The following is a 15,381-nucleotide window of genomic DNA, read 5'->3' on the forward strand; positions in this document are numbered from 1 at the left end:
ATGGCGTGGATCCGTCGAAGACACGCGCTGGCTCAGAACCCGACGCGCAGGTTCAACTGGCCACCGATATCGTTGCGACCGTCGCCATGCTGGCCCTGCACGAACAGCGACAGCTGGCTGCTGCGTCCCAGGCCGACGGCCACACCGACCTGGCTGACCAGTGCGTTGCGCGCCATCACGGCACTGTAGGCATCGAACGCATTGCCACCGACGGCGAAGCTCTGCCGGCTGGCCACGTCGGTGTCACCGGACGCATGCTGCCAGCCCAGCCCGACCGTCAGCTGTGCCGGATAGCGCTCGCCGCTGCCCACATCCCAGCGGCCGCGTACGCCGACGGTGCTGACATTGAGCGTGTCCTTGCCGCCCTCCAGTACCAGCGCCGCGCTGCCGCCCTGCTCCACCGCGCGATCGCTGTCCACCCAGTGCTTGGTGAACTGCACATACGGTTGCAGTTGCGTCCTGCCATGGGTCCAGGTCCAGCTGCCTTCGATCTGGGCGATGGTGACATCCGAATCCTGGCGGCTGTGCAGCGTCTGTGCCAGCAGCGGCACTTCACGCGTGGTGCGCGTGCGGTAATCGCCGCGCGACACACTGCCACCGACCGCAAATCCGTTGTTCCACTCGCCCTGCGCATACAGTCCATAGGTGTTGCCACGCAGGCGTGCACGCGACTGGCGATCGTACAGCCGCGTATCCAGCCGCTCGCTGCCCGCCGCCGCACCCAGCACCACATGCTCGCCGAGCTTCCAATCGACGCCGGCCATCAGTGCATTGCGGTTGGCACGGATCTCGTCACCGTTGCCATCGCCGTCCTGCTTGAACACCTTGCCGCTACCCGCCAGCCATGCCGAAGCACGCTCGCCACGCACCGTCGGCAACTCGCTGCCGAGACGCTGGCGGATGCCCTCTTCCAGGTAGTTGTCGTACAGCAGCACTGCACGGCTGGCCGCATGCACTTCACCGGAGAGCTGGTTGAACGCGTTGCGCGCGGTGGCGGTGTCGTAGGCCAACAGCGTGTTGTACAGGCCCAGCGCCGCGCCGGTCTGCGGCAGGCTGTCCAGCGCCGATGCCACGCCCAGCTGGTTGCGGGTCTGCGCAGCCGTGACGAAGGCCGCTGTCTGCTTCACATCGATCTTCAGCTGCGCGGCATTCGCTGTGTAGACCGGGCTCAGTGAGAGGAACGCCGAGGTGGTGGTGGGGGGCACGAACTGCCCGCTGACGCCGCCGCCTGCGTTGATGATCGTGTACTGCTGGCCCTGCTGGTAGCTGGTGTTCGGGTCGATGGCATTGACCACCACCGATGCACCACCGATGTTCGCGCTGCCGCCCACCTGCACCACGTCACTGCCGGTAGCGCCCAGGTCGACCGACAGCGTGCTGCCCGGTGCCAGGGTCAGGTTGCCGCCCACGGTGATCGCGCCCGTACCGTTGCCGCCACTGCTGCCATTGCCCGGGCCGTTGCCCGGCGACAGCACACCGCCGCTGCTCACGGTGACGCCGCCAGCGCTGCCGCCGATGGTGCCGGTACCCGACAACGTGGTGCCGCTGCCGATGGTCCATTGGCCACCGACGGTGCCGGTGACATTCAGGCCACCACCGGTGACCTGACCGGTACCGGTGAATCCGCCACTGTTGCCGCCCAGGTTGAGCAGGCCAGGGCCGGCCTGCACGATGCTGCCCGCGCCACTGATGCTGCCACCCAGCGTGGTGGTGCTGCCGGTGTTGACCACCAGGCCACCGTTGTTGGTGATGTTGCCGGTGACCGCGCCGCTGGCGCCGCCGTTGCCGATCTGCACGGTACCGCCGGTGTTGATCGTGGTGCCACCGGTATAGGTGTTGTTGCCGGTAAGGACCAGCGTGCCGCTGCCGGCCTGGGTCAACCCGCCGCTGCCACTGACCACGCCACCAAGCGTGGTATTGCCGCCGACGTTGAACACCAGGCTGCCGTTGTTGCTGACGTTGCCGGTGATCGCACCCGTGGCGCCACCATTGCCCACCTGCAACGTACCGCCGGTGTTGATGGTGGTACCGCCGGTGTAGGTGTTATTGGCGGTCAGGGTCAGCGTACCGGCACCGGCCTGGGTCAGACCGCCGCTGCCGCTGACAACGCCCGCGAGCGTAGTGTTGCCACCCACGTTGAACACCAGGCTGCCGTTGTTGCCGACGTCGCCGATGATCGCCCCCGTTGCACCACCATTGCCCACCTGCAGGGTGCCACCGGTATTGATGGTGGTGCCGCCGGTATAGGTATTGTTGCCGGTCAGCGTCAGCGTGCCGCTGCCGGCCTGGGTCAGGCCACCGCTGCCGCTGACGGTGCCAACGAGTGTCGTGTTGCCCGACAGGTTGACCACCAGTGCGCCGTTGTTGGTCACGTCGCCGACGATCGCACCGGTCGCGCCGCCATTGCCGATCTGCAAGGTGCTGCCACCGTTGATGGTGGTTCCACCGGTGTAGGTGTTGTTGCCGGTCAGGGTCAACGTGCCGGTGCCAGTCTGCACCAGGCCACCGCTTCCACCGATGGTGCCACCGAAGGTGGTGCTGGCATTGCTGCCGCCGGTGGTCAGGGTGGAACCGCCGAGCACCACGTTGCCGCTGGCAACACCGGCCAGGCCACCAATGGCCTGGTTGCCGGCCGCACTGATGTCCAGCGTTCCGGCGCCGGCCAGGTTCACCGTGCTGGCCGAGGACAGGCTGCCACCGGCGGCGACCGCCAGGGTGCCGCTGTTGATCGTCGTGGTGCCGGTGTAGCTGCTGGCGCCGCCCAGGGTCACCGTCGCCGCACCATCCTTGAGCAGGCTGCCACTGCCGGCGATGTCACCGTCCAGCGTCAGCGGCGTGCCCCCCAGCAGGGTCAACGTGCCGCTTGCCAGCTGCACGTTGTTGGCCAGGGTCAGCGGCACACTGCCGTCCAGCGTGGCGTCACCGCCTACGGTCAGCGTGCCGGTGCCCAGGGCACCACTGCTGCCCAGCGACAGACCACCGGCGTTGAGCGCCACTCCGCCACCGAAGGTGTTGCTGCCGGTGAGGCCGAGCACGCCGGCACCGTTCTTGACCAGGCCACCGGCGCCACTGATGTCCCCGGCAAAGGTGCTGTTGCCCGCTGCGTTGGTGGTCAGTGTGTTGCCGCCAAGGCTGATCGTGCTGCCGGCAACGCCGGACAATGTACCGATGGCCTGGTTGCCACCGCTGGAGATGTCAAAACCGGTACCGGCGTTGGCCAGGTTCACTGCGCCGGTAGCGGCCAGGCTGCCACCGGCGCCGATCGCCAGCGTGCCGGCGTTGATGGTGGTGCCGCCCGTGAAAGTGTTGGTGCCGGTCAATGTTTCGGTACCGGTGCCCTCCTTGATCAGTCCACCGGTGCCGCCGATCGAACCACTGAACACACCATTGGTGGCATCGCCGATGGTCAACGTATTCGCGCCGAGGTTGACCGTGCCATTGCCGATCAGCGTGCCGAATACCTGCGTGCCGCTGCCGGCCGAAAGATCGAAGGTGGCACCCGTGGCCAGATTGACGATACCGCCTGCGCTGAGGCTGGCACCGGCACCGAGCGCGAGCGTGCCCGCGTTGATGTAGGTGCCGCCGGTATAGGTGTTGGTGCCGTTAAGCGTGAGGGTAGCAACGCCGTCCTTGGTCAAGCTGCCGGCCCCCGACAGGTTGCCGTTGAGGGTGAGATCGTTGCTGCCAAGTACGGTCAGGCCGGCGTTGAGCACCATGTTGTTGGCCAAGGTCACCGCACCGCTGGAATCGAGCGTGGAAGCGCCCCCAACGGTCAGCGTGCCGGTTCCCAGCGCAGCGTTGTTGCCCACCACCAGGCCGCCGGCATTGAGGGTGACGCCGCCACCAAACGTACTGGCACCGTTGAGGGTCTGCACGCCGGAGCCATTCTTGACCAGCCCACCGCTGCCGGTCAGGGCACCGTTGAAGGTCGCGTCGGTGGTACCTCCCAGCGTCAGGCTGCTGCCACCCAACGACACCGTGCTGCCGGCCACGCCCGCCAGCGAACCGACGCTCTGGTTGCCGCCGGCGGAGATGTCGAAGGCGCCGGTACCGGCCAGGTTCACCGCGCCGGTCGGCGACAGGCTGCCGCCCACCCCGATCGCCAGCGTGCCGCTGTTGATGACCGTACCGCCGGTGAAGGTGTTGCTGCCGGTCAGGGTGACCGTCGCCGCGCCGTTCTTGATCAGGCCACCATCGCCGGTGACCGCCCCGCCCAGCGTCAGTGCATTGCTGCCAAGCAGGTTGAGCGTGGCACCGGCCAGCAGGCCGATGTCGTTGCCGAGGTTCGCAGCGATGCTGCTGTCCAGCGATGCGTTGGCGCCCACGGTCAGCGCGCCGGTACCCAGCGCGGCATTGTTGCCCACCACCAGGCCGCCACCGTTGAGTGCCACCCCGCCACCGAAGACGTTGGCGCCGCCCAACGTCTGGATGCCCGTACCGTTCTTGACCAGCCCGCCGGTCCCACCGATCACGCCATCGAAGGTCCCGTTGCCAACGCCGCCGAAGGTCAGCGTATTTCCGCCCAGCGCCACGGTGCTGCCAGCGACGCCGTTGAGCGCGCCGATGGTCTGGTTGCCGGCCGCGGAGATGTCGAAGCCGGTGCCCGGCGCGGAAAGCGTGACTGCACCGGTTGCCGCCAGGCTGCCACCGGCACCGATCGCCAGCGTTCCCGCATTGATCAGGGTGCCACCGGTGAAGGTGTTGGTACCGGTCAGCGTTTCAGTACCGGTCCCCTCCTTGATCAGGCCGCCGGTGCCGGCGATGGATCCGCTGAAGACACCGTTGGTCGGTCCGCCGACAGTGATCGAGTTCGCGCCCAGGTTGACCGTGCCACTACCGGTCAGGGTGCCGAAGGTCTGGGCACCGTTGCCCGCGGAGAGATCCAGCGTAGCGCCGGTTGCCAGGTTGACGATGCCGCTGGCGGCCAGGCTTGCACCTGCTCCCAGGGCCAGCGTGCCGGCGTTGACGTTGGTGCCACCGGTATAGGTGTTCACGCCGTTCAAGGTCAGCGTGGCAGCACCATTCTTGGTCAGGCTGCCGGTGCCGGAGATCACCCCGTTGAGCGTCAGCGCGTTGCTGCCCAGCACGGTCAGGCCGGCATTGAGGGCGATGTTGTTGACCAGTGTTGCCGCCAGGCTGGTGTCGAGGGTGGCCGCGCCACCCACGGTCAGCGCACCACTGCCCAGTGCCGCATCATTGCCGAGCAGCAGGCCACCGGCATTGAGGCTGACGCCGCCGCCGAAGGTGTTGGCAGCGGACAGCGTCTGCACGCCCGCGCCCACCTTGACCAGGCCACCACCTCCGCTGATCACGCCATCGAACACCGCATCGGCTGCCGTACCAAAGGTCAGCGAGTTTCCTCCCAGCCCGACCGTCGAACCGACCACGCCATTCAGCGCGCCGATGGTCTGGTTGCCGGTTGCCGCCGATATATCGAAGCCCGCGCCGGCGCCGCCGAGGGTGACGTCACCCCCGACAGCCAGGCTGCCGCCTGCGCCAAGCGCCAGGGTTCCGGCATTGATCGTGGTGCTGCCGGCGTAGGTGTTCGCATTGGCCAGGGTCAGTGTGGCTGCACCGTTCTTGACCAGTGCACCATTGCCGGACACCACGCCGCCGAGCGTCAGCGCATTGCTGCCCTGCAGGGCAAGCGTCGTGCCCGAGGCCAGGTTGATCGCGTTGCCCACGGTGTAGGCGGCGGCAGTGTCCAGCGTTGCATTGCCGCCGACGTTGAGCGCACCCGTTCCCAGAGCGCCAGCGTTGCCCAACTGCAGGTTGCCGCCATTCAACGCCAGGCCGCCACTGAAGCCGTTGGCGTTGCCGAGGGTCAACGTGCCGGCGCCGTTCTTGACCAGACTGCCGGTGCCGGAAATCACGCCATCGAGCGTGAGTGCATTGCTGCCGATCAGCGTCAGTGCCGAGCCGGCGCCAAGGTTGACCGCATTGGTCAGGTCAAGCGCAATGCTGTTATCCAGGCTGGCATTCGCAGCAACGTTCAGCGCGCCGGTTCCCAGCGCTCCACTGTTGCCCAGCAACAGGCCGCCGCCCGCCAGGTTCAGGCCGCCACCGAAGGTATTGGCACCGTTGAGCGTCAACACCGTGGCGCCGTTCTTCGCCAGGCCACCGTCGCCGGACACCACGCCGCCCAGCGTTATGTTCTGGCTGCCGGGGAGCGTAAGAATCGCACCGGTACCCAAGGCCACGTTGTTGCTCAGGTTCAGCGCAACCGCCGCGTCCAGCGACACGTTGCCGCCGATGTTCAGCGCGCCGGTTCCGGCCGCCGCACTGCTGCCCAGCAGCACGCTGCCGGCATTGAGGTTGAGGCCACCGCTGAAGCCATTGGTGCCGTTCAAGGTCAACAGCGAGGCGCCGTTCTTGGTCAGGCTGCCGACGCCGGAGATGTCGCCGGTCAGGGTGATGTTGTTGCTGCCGCCCAGGGTCAGTGCGGCACCGAGGTTGACCGCGTTGCCCAGGGTCAGCGCAGAGCTGCCGTCCAACGTCGCGGCACCGTTGACGCTGAGCGCGCCGGTGCCCAGTGCACCGCTGTTGCCCAGCAGCAGACCGCCAGCATTGAGCGCGACGCCGCCGGTGAAGGTGTTTGCGCCGGTCAACGTCTGTACGCCACTTCCGTTCTTTACCAGGCCTCCGCCGACGCCACTGATCACTCCGGCGAAGACCTGGTCGGTCGCACTGCCAAAGGTGAGCGTATTGCCGCCCAATGCCACGGTGGAACCTGCCACGCCGGACAGTGCACCGATGGTCTGGTTACCACCCAGGGAAAGATCCAGCGCCGCCCCAGCCCCCGACAGGCTGACCGCGCCGGTCGCGGCCAGGCTGCCACCACTGCCCAGCGCCACCGTGCCGGCAGCAACGTTCAAACCACCGGTGAAGGTATTGGCGCCGTTGAGCGTCAGTGTCGAAGCCCCGCTCTTTATCAGGCCGCCACCACCGGAAATCGCACCGCCCAGTGTCAGCGCGTTGCCACCCAGCACGTTCAACGAACCTGCCGCGCCGATGATCACGTCATTGCCCAGGGTCAGGGCTGAAGAGGTATCCAGCGTCGCAGCGTTGTTGATGTCCAGCAGGCCGGTACCGAGCGCACTGCTGTTGCCCAGCAGCAGGCCGCCACCGTTGACGACGAGGCCGCCACTGAACGTGTTGGCGCCGTTCAAGGTAAGCAGCGATGCGCCGTTCTTGCCAATGTTGCCGACGCCGGAGATCACCCCGTTCAACACCACGGGCTGGCCGCCCTGCAGCGCGAGCGAGCCACCGGCGCCGAGCGTGATGTCGTTGGCCAGGGTGAGCGCTGCGGTGGTGCCATCCAGCGTGACCTCGCCGCCCACGCTCAGCACACCCGTTCCCAATGCACCGTTGTTGCCGAGCAGCAGGCCGCCGCCATTCAGGGCAAAACCACCGGTCAAGCTGTTGCTGCCGGACAGTGTCTGCACTCCGGTACCGACCTTGACCAGGCCACCGGTAGTGCCAGTGAAGTTGCCGGCGAAGGAGGTATTGCCGAGACCGCCTAGAGTAAGTGTGCGAGTGCCCAGGCTGACCGTTCCACCAAGCCCGGACAGCGAGCCGACGGTCTGGTTGGCTGCGGCAGTGAGGTCCAGCGACGTGCCTGCCGTGAGCGAGATCGCAGCGGTCGGTGACAGGCTGCCACCGGCACCGAGCGCCAACGCGCCGCCCGCGATCGAGACATTGCCGGTAAGCGTGTTTGCACCGCCCAGGGTGAGCGTGCCGGCGCCGTTCTTCACCAGGTTGCCGGCACCAGACAGCGCACCGTTCAACGTCAACGCATTGGTGCCGACCAGATTCAGACTGCCACCACCGTTGACGACGATGTTGTTGGCGAGATTGAAGGCCCCGCTGGTATCCAGCGACGCGGCACCACCTACCGTCAGGTTGCCGCTGCCCAGCGCACCTGCGTTGCCCAGCAGCAAGCCGCCAGCATTGAGGTTGACGCCACCACCGAACAGGTTCGCGCCGCCCAGCGTGACCACACCGGTGTTGGTCACGGTCAGGCCGCCAGCACCGGACAGCACACCACTCAAGCTGAAGGGGTTGGTGCCGCCCAACGTCAGTCTGCCAGTGTTGAGCGCAAAGGAATTTGCAAGCGTGAGCCCGCCCGCCGATGCCGCGATGGCGCCGCCGTTGACGTTGAAGGTACCGGTACCGAATGACGCCGCGTTGTTGAAGTTGACCAAGCCATCGTTGATCGTGGCACTGGTTCCGGTCCAGGCACCTTGCAGATTCCAGGTACCACTGTTGACGGTCAGGTTCTCGAATCCGGTGTAGCCGGACCAGTTGATCGTGGTCACCGCACCGCCAGTGCCACTGCCCGGGCCGGTTGCGCTGTTCTGCAGGAGCAGGCGGTCGCCGGTACCGGTACCGCCATCGACGATGCCCGCCGCTGCGAGGTTCACGCCTGCAGCACCGAATACGCCGGCAATACCGGTCGCCAGCGGCCCCAGCGCCACGCTGGAGCCGGACACTGCAGTGAAGCTGTTGCCGGTCGTGGTGGAGTTGCCCAGATGCACGCTGCCAGTGATGGTGCCGGCGTTGATCACGGTGTTGCCAGCAGCTGAGCTACCCAACCCGATGCGCCCGGTGATGGTGCTGGTATTGACGAGGTTCGCCCGGGCACCGCCGTAGGTGACGATCGCCGCAGCATCGGCGGTGGTCAGCAGGCCCGCTCCGAGAATGGACATGCCCACGGTGCCGTTGTTGGTGATGTTGGCTACCCCGCCAGCAGCGTTCTCGGTGATCAGCGCCTGCCCGCCCAGGCCCAGAATCGAGCCGATGTTGACCAGGCCCTTGATGCTGCCGCCCGCCTGGTTGGTGACGTTGATCGTGTTGCCACCGGCGGTGTTGTTGCCCAGCACCATGCCAGAGGCAGCCAGACTGATACCTCCGTTGAGAGTGGGATCAATCGAGCCTGCGTTGTTCACAGTGATCCCGTTGCCGGTCAGCGTCACTGCGTTGCCGCCGACGATGAGCGGCACGCTCAGCACCGCGCCGGTGGCGATGTTCAGGGTCACGCCATTGGCGGTACTGGAAAGAGTGTTCTGGTCCGTCGCGCCATCGCAGGTAATCACCGCACCGGCCGTGGTGCAGGCTGCAAACGCCGAACCGCTGGCCAGTGTAGCGGCCAATGCCAGCGCCAGCCGATGCGCCTTCAGGCCCGGCAGGTGTCGTCCTGCCGATTTACCGCCTCCCGTCGGATTCTGGGTGATTTCCGAGGCCACCTGCATCACACCCAGGGCACGGTTGAAAACCAGACGGTAAATGCGGTTCATCGGTAAATCTCCATGAAATGACCGGTGGCACAGCAGGCAGGTTTTTTGGAGGTGATGTCGTCCTGCCCTGCTCCACCCGGGAACAAGACCTTCGGTATCAACCTTGAAAAACAGTCGCACTTTCACGTGCAAGCGCTGCAGGAACTGCGCGCGCCTGCCTGTCCGTCAGCGCGAAAACTCCCCGGTTTCGCTTGACGAATGGGCGCACTGTGCGGCCGTCAACGCCAGCACCACGTGAATCCGGCACGTTATTTTCATGATGGCCGTCAAATAATCACGGCAGTCGTCACGACTTTGCCGAAAATGCATATTGTCTTGTTTCTGCTGAACGGGAATATCCATATTCCCGCCGCATTCGTAACCGGCCTCAGCTGCTGGAGAGTTTCATCAGCACCAGGCCGGCGACGATCAGTACCGCCGCGCCAATCCGCATCGGGCTGACCTGCTCGCCCAGGAACACGATGCCGACCACGAAAGCACCGACCGCGCCGATACCGGTCCAGATCGTATAGGCGGTGCCCAGCGGCAGGCTGCGCATGGCGACGGCCAGCAGCCAGAAGCTGGCGATCATGCCGACGATGGTGATGACGGTGGGGGTGAGTTTGGTGAAGCCTTCAGACTGCTTCATCGACACGGCCCAGACGATTTCCAGCAGGCCGGCAAACAACAGATAGATCCAGGCCATGACAGCCCTCCTTTGGTAGGGCCAGGCCGTCCTGGTCATTGAATCCCGATGTGGGGGAGGTCGTTCCTCCTGGGACCGGATTCTAGCAACGGCGGCAGCCACCGGCCGACGCTGGGCGCACAGGGTTACATCGGATTCAGTGCATGAAGCTGGCATCAACGCACCTGCCTGCGCTAGAATGCGCGTCTGCCATCGGTAAGCCGATGTGCAGTCCGGCTGTGGTCTCCGGCGCACAACGCGCTGCTTCCCCTGATCCGTGAATCGGCCGCCTCCGGGCGGCCAACGTCTCTATGGTGGCCCCGTCGGCCCCTCGCGACGCTAGGTCGAAAACTCCGCCAGGGCCGGAAGGCAGCAACGGTATCGATCGACGCGGGCGCCGAGGTCAGCCGGCGGGGCCACCGCCTTTTCGGCGAAGCCCCGCTCCGGTAGATGCCAACCTTGGTTGGCGCCCTTCGCCGGGCATGCCCCGGCGCTACCGCGCCTCAGGCGTACCCTGGTGGAACACCATCCGCCAGCCCGTTGAATGCTGACGCCACAGCGAGCTGCGCAGCACCCACCGCTGCGGTTGGTCATCGACGTGATAGCGACTGCGGTAACGCACCTGGGCCAAGCCCTTTGCCAGCATCCACACGGCGTACTGGTCCGACTCGATCACCACCTGCGCACGCTCCAGCGGGATCTCTTCCAGCGCGGCTTCACGGCCGTAGCACTGGCCGGAGCTGCCGATCTCATTGAAATCCTCATCCAGCAATGCCGCCAGACGCTCATGGTCTGCGCGCACCTGCGGGCAATGCAGTGCGCGTTCCAACCCCTCCAGTTCGGCGGCCAGCGCCGGTGAAGCGGCGGCGCCAGCGCTGCTCACGGCGGATCCTGCGCCAGCACGTGCGGGGCGGTCGGCGCGGCCAGCACAACACACTGGCCCGGCTGTGCCACCCGGTGCCCGCGCGCGGCCAGGGCCTGGCCATCGGCCACGCTGGCGTAGTGGTACAGCATCATCCGTGCCTGCAGCTCGGCGCTGTACTCGCGCTCCAGGTCATCCACCCCGGTATGCGAAGGATTGCCGTGCAACCCGCAGTCGTGGGCGATCAGTTCGTTGTCACTGGCATAGCGCGCCAGCATTTCCGGAATCGGCCTGGTGTCGCCGCTCCAGGTCAGCGCACCCTGCAGGCGCAGGCCATAGGCCGTCTCCGGCCAGTGGTGCCGCACCGGGAACACCTCCAGGCGCACGCCCTCGTGCCAGAACGCATCGCCCACCACGATCAGCTGGAAGGCATCCCAGAAGTTGGCGCCGCCCTCGGCCAGCACGTTCGGGTAATCGCCGATGCGCTTGTGCAGCAGCGGCACCACCGTGGCCGGCACGTACAGGCGCACCTTGCCGCGCCGCTGCGCGCTGAAGAAGGTATCCACGAACAGCCGTTCGAAACCGGCCACATGGTCCAGGTGTACATGGGTGACGAACAGCGCCTGCGGCATATGCCCGTAATGGGCCTTAAAGGCAGTCAGGCCTTCGCCGCCGCAGTCGATGGTCAGCCAGGGCCGACCATCGCGCTCGATCACCGACATCGGCGAACCCAGCTCGACCGCCGACGCATTGCCGACGCCGAGGAAACGCAACGACCAGTCCATCAGGTGCCCCGGTTCCAGGCCATGTCATAGGCGCGGCGCAGGCGCGCGTAGTCTTTTTCCACGTCTTCCACGCTGCGCTCACCGCGCAGCTTGATCAGCGAGCGCAGCAGGCGCTTGAGATTGCGCTCGCGCCAGGCCGTGGCCGGGATGCGGATCACCCCGCGATCGAAGTCGATCAGCCAGCCATGGCCGTTGCCATCGAACAGGATGTTGTGCGCATTGAGATCGGCATGGTCCAGCCCGGCACGGTGGAAGCGCGCGATCATCCGCCCGGTTTCCTCCCACGGCGCCCCGCGCCCGGCCACCAGTGCGCGGTCGGCCAGCGAGCGCACCCCTTCGATCCGTTCCATCAGGATCGCGGCGCGGTAGCGCAGGCCTTCACGCATGTAGAAGGCGGCAATCGGCCTGGGCACCGGCAGCTTCTTCTCGCGCAGCGCGCGCATCAGCCGGAATTCGGCAAAGCTGCGGGTCCGGTCCGCCCCCCGCCAGATGTACTGGTCGTGGCTGATCCGGGCCGCGAGCCCACCGCGCAGGTAGTGCCGCAGTACGCTGGCGCCGAACGGCGCATCCACGAACCAGGCGCTGCCACGGCCGCCCTCACCCACCGGCCGGGCCTTGCCGGCCCAGTGCTGTGGCGAGAACAGACCGATGTCGGCTTGCCGCAGCCGCTCGCGGTCGAACAGAATGGCCCCGATGCCGCGACCCTCGCGGCATGGCGTCAGCGCTTCATTGGCGTCGAATGCGACCATTCCTTTGAGTCTAACAACACATGGCATCAGCGTCCTCCTCCTTGTGTCTTCTGCGCCTGTCCGCTCTTGGCGATGTGACCCACGTAGTGCCGCTGGTGCGCACCCTGCAGGCCGCGCGCCCGGACACGCCGATCCACTGGATCATCGACAAGGTCGGGCAGAAGCTGCTCGATGGCCTGCCGGGCGTCACCTTCCACGCCTACGACAAGAAGACCGGCATGGCCGGAGTGAAGGAGCTGCGCAAGCAGTTGCCGCCCGGGCGTTTCGAGGCCCTGCTGCAGATGCAGGTGGCGTTCCGCGCCAACGTGCTGTCCGCCTTCATTCCTGCCGAGCGCCGCATCGGGTACGACCGCAGCCGCTCCAAGGATCTGCACGGCCTCTTCATCAACGAACGCATCCCTGATCGCCCGGGCATCCATGTGCTCGATGCCATCGGCAGCTTCTGCGAGCCGCTGGGCCTGCGCCAGACCGATGTCAGCTGGGACCTGGCCGTGCCGCAGGCAGCCTATGACTGGGCCGCCGCGCAGTGGCAGGACGATGGCCGGCCGGTGCTGATGATCTCGCCCTGCTCCAGCCACGTGCGCCGCAACTGGTACGCCGACCGCTATGCCGAGGTCGCCAACCATGCCGTCACGCGCGGTTGGCGGATCGTGCTGTGCGGCGGCCGCAGCGAACTGGAGCGCAGCATGGCCGACGCCATCCAGGCCCAGCTGGATGTTCCGGCACTGGACCTGGTCGGCAAGGACACGCTCAAGCAGTTGCCGGCCCTGCTGGCCCGCGCCAATCTGGTGATGACCCCGGACTCTGGCCCGATGCACATTGCCAACGCAATGGGTACCAAGGTGCTGGGCCTGCATGCGGCCAGCAACCCGAACCGCAGCGGCCCGTATTCGGACCGCCGCTACTGCGCGGACCGCTACGACGACGCGGCGCGCAAGTATCTGGGCAAGCAGGCAGCCGACCTCAAGTGGGGCACCAAGATCGAATTCGACGATGTGATGGAACTGATCACCGTCGAGGACGGCATTGCCGCGTTCGAGCGTTACGTCGCCGACCATCTGGTTTGAGTGGCACGCCGGGCAGCTGAGCGCTGTCTACTGGGTGCGGACCTTGGTCCGCACCGTCCCGCAACCCGGGAGATCCATCCACGCATGGCGTGGATCTACTGCGTCGGGCCGCCCGGGATTACGCGCGCTGCGTGTAATCCTGGTAGGACTTCTCTTCCACGTACGCCGAACCCAGCGCCAGGTTGATCGCCTTCTTGATGCGTGCGCGTTCGTCGTTGCGCAGGTACACGCTGCGCGCCAGGTCGATGAACCCCTGATCGAACGCCTGCGCCTTGTCCTTCAGGCGGATGTCGTCCTCGATCTCCCACAGCTGCTCGTTGACCGCCTTCAGCTCGGCGCGCAGCTTGGCGATGTCCTTCACTGCCGCCGGGTGCGCCATCCACGTGGTTTCCAGCGCGGACAGCTCCTTGCGTACGTTGGCCAGCTTGCCTTCGTCACTGATGCGCTCGGACTTGATCTGCAGGATCGAGATCTTGTCCAGCAGCTCGCCGAATGAAACGGGGACGAGGATTTCAGCGGTCATCGTGGCGGCTCCAGCAGGTGATGACGTACATGGTAACCCGCCGCACGCGAACAGCATCCACGCATGGCGTGGATCTACTGAAGCATCCGCAGGAAGGCCGGCAAAGGGAGGGGCCCGAACGTTGCATCGCAACGTTTGGGGCGACGCGCGAAGCGTCGTCGCATCCCCGCGCCAGATTAAAAAAGAAGGGCTGCCTTTCGGCAGCCCTTCTTTTTTAATCTGGCGGAGAGGGGGGGATTCGAACCCCCGAGGCGCTATAAACGCCTGCCTGATTTCGAGTCAGGTACATTCAACCGCTCTGCCACCTCTCCAGATGTTCCCCGGCGAACCGGGGACGCGCATCATACGAGGAAGCGCGGCTGACGACAAGTCATTGCGCCCAATGAAGTGAAATTTTCCTGACTGCATGGCTTGCCGGATGTCCGCTTGGCCGTGATGATGCCGTTCTCCCCGGCATTACCCCCTCGCCCAGCACCCACCATGATCGAATTCGGACATCTCACCCACCCCGGCCTGCGCCGCGAGCTCAATGAGGACACCTATTACGGTGACGGCGAGCTGGCCCTGTGGCTGGTAGCCGACGGCATGGGCGGGCACGCCTGCGGCGAAGTGGCCAGCGCACTGGCGCGCGAGACCATCGTCCGTGAGATCCGCCGTGGCGCGCCGTTGGCGCAGGCGATCCGCACCGCCGACGAAGAGATCATCCGCGCCTCGCGCCGGCGCAACGACAGCCTGCCGATGGGCACCACCGTGGTCGCTGCACGGGTGCAGGGCAACCGTTACGAAGTGGCCTGGGTCGGCGACAGCCGCGCCTATCTGTGGCGCGATGGCCAGCTTGCCCAGCTCAGCCAGGACCACAGCGTGGTGCAGGAACTGGTCGCGCAGGGCAACCTGACCGCCGAGCAGGCGCGCGCCCATCCCCACCGGAACGTGGTCACCCAGGCACTGGGCGTCACCGACCCGGCACACCTGAACGTGGCGACCACCAGCGGCGAGCTGCGCCCGGGCATGCAGTTGCTGCTGTGCAGTGATGGCCTGACCGAGGAAGTGGATGACCGCGGCATCGCCCGCACCCTCGCCTTCGACGACGCCAGCGCGCAGGAATGCGTGGACAGCCTGGTCGCCTCCGCCCTCGACGGCGGCGGCTCGGACAACATCACCGTGATCCTGGTGCGCTGCCACTGATGCCGGCTGGAGGCAAGCCCCCTGAGTCAGGGGGCGGCCGCGAAGCGGCGGGGGTCTGGGTGCTGGTGAGACGGGGCCCACGATTTGCAGCGCAAATTGTGGGGCGCCAGCGCGATTGCGCTGGCGCGTCATCGGACAACATCACCGTGATCCTGGTGCGCTGCCACTGATCCACGCCATCCACGCATGGCGTGGATCTACAGTAGAGCCACGCCATGCGTGGCTGCATTTCACACGCATCACCACGCCA

Annotated in this window: 8 protein-coding genes, 1 tRNA gene and 1 other RNA gene; 3 read left to right on the top strand and 7 right to left on the bottom strand. The window is 66.3% G+C overall.

Going from position 1 to position 15,381, the window contains the following annotated elements; all coding sequences use genetic code 11:
* Positions 1–32: 32 nt before the first annotated feature.
* Together BW38_RS05015 and sugE are read right to left on the bottom strand one after the other, a co-directional pair.
* Complete coding sequence (locus BW38_RS05015) at positions 33–9,296, bottom strand: autotransporter-associated beta strand repeat-containing protein (protein ID WP_032977373.1); 9,264 nt, start codon at positions 9,294–9,296, stop codon at positions 33–35.
* Positions 9,297–9,663: 367 nt separating this feature from the next.
* Positions 9,664–9,981 (bottom strand): quaternary ammonium compound efflux SMR transporter SugE, encoded by a 318-nt coding sequence (sugE, locus tag BW38_RS05010; protein WP_032977375.1) that lies wholly within the window; start codon positions 9,979–9,981, stop codon positions 9,664–9,666.
* A gap of 299 nt (positions 9,982–10,280) precedes the next feature.
* Between sugE and ffs the strand changes: the two genes are divergently transcribed.
* An RNA gene (gene ffs / locus BW38_RS21585) (signal recognition particle sRNA small type) lies at positions 10,281–10,377 on the top strand.
* A 76-nt stretch (positions 10,378–10,453) separates the two neighbouring features.
* Here the strand turns inward: ffs and BW38_RS05005 are convergent.
* From BW38_RS05005 to BW38_RS04995, 3 genes are read right to left on the bottom strand one after another with little or no spacing between them, the layout of a single operon-like run.
* Positions 10,454–10,843, bottom strand: coding sequence for a DUF4440 domain-containing protein (locus BW38_RS05005; RefSeq protein WP_051585091.1), 390 nt, complete (start codon positions 10,841–10,843; stop codon positions 10,454–10,456).
* Positions 10,840–11,607, bottom strand: a complete 768-nt coding sequence (locus BW38_RS05000; protein ID WP_025878163.1) for an MBL fold metallo-hydrolase — start codon at positions 11,605–11,607, stop codon at positions 10,840–10,842. The genes BW38_RS05005 and BW38_RS05000 overlap by 4 nt, the downstream gene beginning before the upstream one ends.
* Positions 11,607–12,356 (bottom strand): 3-deoxy-D-manno-octulosonic acid kinase, encoded by a 750-nt coding sequence (locus tag BW38_RS04995; protein WP_025878162.1) that lies wholly within the window; start codon positions 12,354–12,356, stop codon positions 11,607–11,609. Before BW38_RS04995 ends, BW38_RS05000 begins: the two co-directional genes overlap by 1 nt.
* A 20-nt stretch (positions 12,357–12,376) precedes the next feature.
* On the opposite strand from BW38_RS04995, the gene BW38_RS04990 reads away from it, so the two are divergent.
* Positions 12,377–13,423 (top strand): glycosyltransferase family 9 protein, encoded by a 1,047-nt coding sequence (locus BW38_RS04990; RefSeq protein WP_032977376.1) that lies wholly within the window; start codon positions 12,377–12,379, stop codon positions 13,421–13,423.
* A gap of 118 nt (positions 13,424–13,541) precedes the next feature.
* Here the strand turns inward: BW38_RS04990 and BW38_RS04985 are convergent, their stop codons facing one another.
* Both BW38_RS04985 and BW38_RS04980 read right to left on the bottom strand, forming a co-directional pair.
* On the bottom strand, positions 13,542–13,946 hold the full coding sequence (locus tag BW38_RS04985; RefSeq protein ID WP_032977378.1) for a DUF6165 family protein: 405 nt from the start codon (positions 13,944–13,946) through the stop codon (positions 13,542–13,544).
* A 220-nt stretch (positions 13,947–14,166) separates the two neighbouring features.
* A tRNA-Ser gene (locus tag BW38_RS04980) sits at positions 14,167–14,257 on the bottom strand.
* A gap of 169 nt (positions 14,258–14,426) precedes the next feature.
* Here BW38_RS04980 and BW38_RS04975 point away from each other — a divergent pair.
* Positions 14,427–15,131 carry a protein phosphatase 2C domain-containing protein gene (locus BW38_RS04975; protein ID WP_025878157.1) on the top strand — a complete coding sequence of 235 codons (705 nt, stop codon included), beginning with the start codon at positions 14,427–14,429 and terminating at the stop codon, positions 15,129–15,131.
* Positions 15,132–15,381 lie beyond the last annotated feature (250 nt).

It is taken from the genome of Stenotrophomonas sp. RIT309, assembly GCF_000632045.1.
Taxonomy (GTDB): Bacteria; Pseudomonadota; Gammaproteobacteria; order Xanthomonadales; family Xanthomonadaceae; genus Stenotrophomonas; species Stenotrophomonas indicatrix.

Coding starts and splice junctions, on each gene's coding strand:
- BW38_RS05015 (WP_032977373.1), bottom strand. CDS start 9,296: ATGAACCGCATTTACCGTCTGGTTTTCAACCGTGCCCTGGGTGTGATG.
- sugE (WP_032977375.1), bottom strand. CDS start 9,981: ATGGCCTGGATCTATCTGTTGTTTGCCGGCCTGCTGGAAATCGTCTGG.
- BW38_RS05000 (WP_025878163.1), bottom strand. CDS start 11,607: ATGGACTGGTCGTTGCGTTTCCTCGGCGTCGGCAATGCGTCGGCGGTC.
- BW38_RS04995 (WP_025878162.1), bottom strand. CDS start 12,356: ATGGTCGCATTCGACGCCAATGAAGCGCTGACGCCATGCCGCGAGGGT.
- BW38_RS04990 (WP_032977376.1), top strand. CDS start 12,377: ATGGCATCAGCGTCCTCCTCCTTGTGTCTTCTGCGCCTGTCCGCTCTT.
- BW38_RS04985 (WP_032977378.1), bottom strand. CDS start 13,946: ATGACCGCTGAAATCCTCGTCCCCGTTTCATTCGGCGAGCTGCTGGAC.
- BW38_RS04975 (WP_025878157.1), top strand. CDS start 14,427: ATGATCGAATTCGGACATCTCACCCACCCCGGCCTGCGCCGCGAGCTC.